The 530-nt window shown below is 44.7% G+C and carries 2 pseudogenes; both read right to left on the bottom strand.

The features are described from left to right. A pseudogene (locus R7093_RS27760) lies at positions 1-150 on the bottom strand (copper resistance protein CopZ); the annotation flags it as partial. A 90-nt stretch (positions 151-240) separates the two neighbouring features. Further along, positions 241-530, bottom strand: a pseudogene (locus R7093_RS27755) (hypothetical protein); the annotation flags it as partial.

Genomic DNA, 530 nt, shown 5'->3' with positions numbered 1-530 from the left:
TCCGCCAATAACAGGAGCATTTGGTGGCGCTTCACGACTCCAAGGATGATCGATGTGAATTTTTCCGGCTTCGTAATCGTGAGCAAGGCTCATAGGACTAGCAATGAGAGCGATAAGTGACAAAGTGGCGATTTTCATTTGTTTAAGCATGTGTATTTTCCTTTTAAATAGAATGACTTCCCGAGCAAATGCTCAATGGGATAGTTGTTATTATTGTGAGCCTGGGTTCTTAAAGAACCATTAGACAGGAAAAACACAAGGAGGAGATTGTTTTGGTGCGATATGCTGGTAAACCAATCTGCCGCATTGAGCAAAATGGTAGGGCGTGAGCGCGTGTTTAACGCGGCGTAACCACTGAATGGTGGCAAGATAGAGCCCAACCGCGACAAGCAAGAAAAATTGCACGGCTTGCAGCAGTGGACATTCAAACTGGAAACCGTCGTGTAGCTTCAAGTTATCAATAAATTCGGAAGACGGTTGAGCGTTTGCAGCGATGAGTGTATTGATATCGACCCACTTAAAACCTTCAG

The organism is Vibrio sp. 1580 (assembly GCF_033340055.1).
The sequence above is the reverse complement of the archived record's forward strand: the minus strand, read 5'-3'. Positions and strand labels throughout refer to the sequence as shown.